Here is a 4,379-nt window from a genome sequence, read left to right as displayed (position 1 = left end):
CGCAGAACTACGGGACGATCATCATCGACCTCGAGCGTCGCGCTGTCATCGATGTTCTCGAAGATCGTGATGTCGTCACATGCACCGACTGGCTAAGGCGTCATCCTGAGGTGGAAGTCATAAGCCGGGATCGCTGCGGTCGGCGGCGCGTCTGTTCCAGTTTGCGGCGGCGTCGGGGTTTTCCGGAGCGCCCAGTCCGTTGTCCTCCAGCTGCGACATCCAGGTCATCGCACCAGTGTAACCTTCTTCGGCGCAGCGCTGAAACACCTCGCGTGCGGCCTCATGGCGACCGGATTTGGTCATCAGATAGCCAGACGCACAGACCGTCATTGATGTCTTGCCCTGACCGGCATCCTCCACCATCCGCTCCAGGCTCATCTCGTCAGGGTTCAGGCTGCCAAGGCCCTCACTTCCGGCAAGAACCGGCCCGGCACAGATGCAAAGCCCAAGGGCTGCAGCGCATGGCAAGATGTGCATGAATTGACCGATCCTCTCATCTGAAGATGCGCAACAGGTTGCGCCCAACTTGCTGCTTCGACAAGGCGGCGAAGGTCGTAGATGCGCGCGGCGCCCGTCAAAGGGCAAGGGCCCGCACGATGGCGGGCCCCGTCCGGAATGATTTGAAAAGACCTCAGAAGAAGCCGAGCTTGTTGGGGTTGTAACTGACCAGCATGTTCTTGGTCTGCTGGTAGTGGTCCAGCATCATCTTGTGGTTCTCGCGACCGATGCCCGACTGCTTGTAGCCTCCAAAGGCCGCATGTGCCGGATATGCATGATAGTTGTTCACCCAGACCCGACCCGCCTGGATACTGCGGCCAAAGCGGTATGCGCGGGTGCCGTCGCGGGTCCAGACCCCGGCGCCAAGGCCGTACATCGTGTCATTGGCGATGGCGAGCGCCTCGTCCTCGTCCTTAAAGGTGGTCACCGACACGACCGGGCCGAAGATTTCCTCCTGGAACACCCGCATCTTGTTGTGGCCTTTCAGGATCGTCGGCTGGATGTAGTAGCCCCCCGCCAGATCGCCGTTGAACCGGGCGGAATCACCACCGATCAGAACTTCGGCACCTTCCTCGCGACCGATGGTGAAATAGGACATGATCTTGTCGTGCTGCGCCTTGCTTGCCTGCGCGCCCACCATCGTGGCCATCTCGCGCGGATCGCCCTGGTTGATCGCCCTGACCCGGGCGATACAGCGGGCGATGAACTCTTCATAGATGTCTTCCTGGATCAGCGCGCGGCTCGGGCAAGTGCAGACCTCGCCCTGATTGAAGGCAAACAGGACAAAGCCTTCGACCGCCTTGTCAAGGAACGCATCATCCGCCGCCATCACATCCGAGAAAAAGATGTTTGGCGATTTGCCGCCCAGTTCCAATGTAAAGGGGATCAGGCTGCTCACTGCGGCTTCGGCAATTTTGCGGCCGGTGGCAGTGGAGCCGGTGAATGCAATCTTGGCAATCCGGCCCGAGCGCACCAGCGCATCGCCCGCTTCGGCGCCATAGCCGTTGACGATGTTCAGTACGCCCGGGGGCAGCAGATCGCCGATGACTTCGATCAGCACCATGATCGCCGCCGGGGTCTGTTCGGCGGGCTTCATCACGATGCAATTGCCTGCCGCCAGCGCCGGGGCCAGCTTCCACGCTGCCATCAGGATCGAGAAGTTCCACGGGATGATCTGGCCGACCACGCCCAGCGGTTCGTGGAAGTGATAGGCCACGGTGTCACTGTCGATTTCCGACATCGTGCCTTCCTGCCCGCGCAGAACGCCCGCGAAGTAGCGAAAATGATCGACCGACAGCGGAATGTCGGCGGCCATGGTCTCACGGATCGGCTTGCCATTGTCCCAGGTCTCGGCGGTGGCGATAAGGGCAAGATTGGCTTCGATCCGATCCGCGATCTTCAGCAGAATGTTCGAGCGATCAGCGGCCGAAGTCTTGCCCCAGGCATCTTTGGCGGCGTGAGCCGCATCAAGCGCCAGATCGACATCGGCTTTGTCGGACCGCGCCACCTGGCAGATCACGGCGCCGGTGATCGGCGTGACATTGTCGAAATAGCGCCCGCCAACCGGGGCGACAAAGGCGCCGCCGATGTAATTGTCGTAACGGGTCTTGAACGGCGAGGCGTGCTGCGCCGCAGTCTGAGTCATCTCGTTCATGGTTTCCTCCTCATACCCCAGTCCTCCGCCGGGGAATGAGGGCAAGATGGCGGGTGGGGCAGGGGTTGTCAGCCGGGGGACGGGTGATGCCGGGGGCGATCTGTCTCAGTCCTGAGACAGGTCCGCCGGTGTTTCGCCGATCCCCAGCCGTTTCATACGCCGGTACAGCGTCGCGCGGCCCACACCAAGTTCGCGGGCAGCCTGCGAGACATTTCCGCCGGCCCGTGTCAGGGCACGAATCACGGCGGCATGCTCGGCCTTTTCAAATCCACGACGGCCTTCATCGCGTCCGAACAGATCCGAGGCGGGAACCGGCGCGATGGGCCCCGAAGCTGCCATCCCGAAAGCCCGTCGAGCGCCGCGAGTCGCGCCGATCACGATGTCATCCGCATCGACTGCCAGCAGCGTTGCGGCCTCGGTGTCATCGGCATCGGCATGCAGGATGCGCGCCCTGGGAAACGCGGCGCGGAAGGTGTCTGCCTCGATCTGCCGGGCGCTTTGGGCGACCATGGCCGCGATCAGCCGGTTGAAGGCCTCGGTCTGGTCGGACCGGGCAGACGACACGTCGAGCGCGCCGACGATCTGTCCGTCGGGGCCGTAGATTGGCGCATCCATGCAACTCATCGCGGTGTTGCGTGCCATGAAATGCTCGTCGCGGTGAATGATCACGCGCCGCTTTTCTGCAAGGCAGGTGCCGATGCCGTTGGTGCCTTCGTTGGCCTCAGACCAGCTTGCGCCCTGCCACAGCCCCCAACTTTGAAACACAGGGCGGTCGCTGTCGCGACAGCGCTGGTCAAGGACCACGCCGTCGGAATCGCACAGCAGCACTGCACAGCCCGACTGTCCGACCAACCCGAACAGCTGGTCAAGCTTGGGCGCGGCAATCTGCAGGAACTGGTCCAGCGCCTGACGTCGATAGGACAACGATGTCGCGTCCATCCGGTCCGGGGGCGCAGAGTGACCCGGGTCGAGCCCGTGAATTGTGATAGACCGGCGCCAGGAGGCGGCAAGAAATGACTGCGCCGGTGCCGACGCCGATTGCGAGGCTGACATCACCTTGTCAATGTGGGTCCTGATCGGCTTCATGACCGTCTCCGCCCCCAAAATACCATATACTGTTCTAGGCGCCTGGTCCGACCAGTGATTCTGACCGGGACGGCGCTCAAGGTCGCAAGGCCTGTGCGGACACTCTTAGCAGCGCTGCGAAAGTGCGCCAAGTTGGAAAGTGGACTTGCCCGGGAAAAGTGGAGAGCACCAACTGAACCAGGAGGGGGAGTGGACGAAACATGGGGGTCATGCGGCGCGTTTTCTGTTTGCGACGGTCAGCCGACCATCGAGAACTGCGGCCCTTGTGACGGCTACTCGGTGAGCTCCTTTGGGCGACCACCGCATCCTTCTGCGCTTTCCCATGCGGGCATTGGCAATGTCATCGACTGACCCTTCAGCACGAGATGACGAGATGGGCAGCCCGTTACGGTACCGTCGGCCATAGTCGACAAGGGATTCCATGTTGTTCGCGAGACAGGTGTACAGTGTCTCGCATCGGGCCTGCACACGAGCGGCAGCGGTGCGGACAGCCAGAGGTTCTTCCGCAAGGCGGGTGCAATCGTGCATGAGCCCCTTCAAATATGTTTCCGTGACCCGTGCTCTGCCATGCCAAAGCCACCAGCGGAGGCTTTTAGCGGGTCGCTGGAACATCACTGGATTGCCTGCAAAGCCCTTTGTCTGGACGAGCCCCTGAACGGCTGCCTCGACATGCTGCACACGCATCGAAATGTGCCACCAGTCGAGGATATGCTTCACTTGGCCGTCGCCACCCATGGCATTTCGAATGAGGTTCGGGAGCGCAAGCTCACCATCCGAGATCACCGTCAACAGACGGCCCGGTTTCCATCCAAAGCCTGACAGCTCTTCTCGCATACGGCTGCCTGGCGATGCGGTCGCATTGGCAACCAGGCCAAATCTTCTGCACATATTGTGGCTTTCAATCTTTCCGACCACAAGATCGAGGTGCCGCTGTTGATACTCTGGCCGACACCGGATATGGGCACCGTCCAGAAAAACCGTCAAACCACCTTTCAGCGGTGCTTCAACGGAATCGCCTGAAGTCGTTCGGGTTTTCTCGAGCCCCGTGGCTACTCTTCCCAACCAGTCACGCACCGTGGTGTGATGGGGCGGATGGCCGGGCAGGAAGCTTTTCATCAGCCGCGCCGCTTCGCGAAAGGTA

Annotated in this window: 4 protein-coding genes; all 4 read right to left on the bottom strand. The window is 61.5% G+C overall.

The window, feature by feature from the left end; genetic code table 11:
• Window positions 1-117: 117 nt before the first annotated feature.
• A complete protein-coding gene (locus Q8K08_RS00085; protein ID WP_305248767.1) occupies window positions 118-477 on the bottom strand; it encodes a hypothetical protein in 360 nt (119 codons plus the stop codon).
• Window positions 478-631: 154 nt separating this feature from the next.
• Window positions 632-2,152 carry an aldehyde dehydrogenase family protein gene (locus tag Q8K08_RS00080; RefSeq protein ID WP_305248766.1) on the bottom strand — a complete coding sequence of 507 codons (1,521 nt, stop codon included), beginning with the start codon at window positions 2,150-2,152 and terminating at the stop codon, window positions 632-634.
• A 105-nt stretch (window positions 2,153-2,257) separates the two neighbouring features.
• The gene (locus Q8K08_RS00075; RefSeq protein ID WP_370870465.1) at window positions 2,258-3,139 is read right to left on the bottom strand and encodes a GAF domain-containing protein; all 882 of its coding nucleotides are present in this window, start codon (window positions 3,137-3,139) and stop codon (window positions 2,258-2,260) included.
• A gap of 306 nt (window positions 3,140-3,445) precedes the next feature.
• The coding region (locus Q8K08_RS00070; RefSeq protein WP_305248764.1) for an ISKra4 family transposase at window positions 3,446-4,379 on the bottom strand (934 nt) is incomplete at its 5' end.

This window comes from Pseudotabrizicola sp. (assembly GCF_030684215.1).
Lineage (GTDB): Bacteria > Pseudomonadota > Alphaproteobacteria > Rhodobacterales > Rhodobacteraceae > Pseudotabrizicola.
Note: the sequence above shows the minus strand (reverse complement) of the source record. Positions and strands in the feature narration are given on the sequence as shown.

Excerpts from the sequence above, each read along its gene's own strand:
- Q8K08_RS00085 (WP_305248767.1), bottom strand. The coding sequence starts at position 477 with ATGCACATCTTGCCATGCGCTGCAGCCCTTGGGCTTTGCATCTGTGCC.
- Q8K08_RS00080 (WP_305248766.1), bottom strand. The coding sequence starts at position 2,152 with ATGAACGAGATGACTCAGACTGCGGCGCAGCACGCCTCGCCGTTCAAG.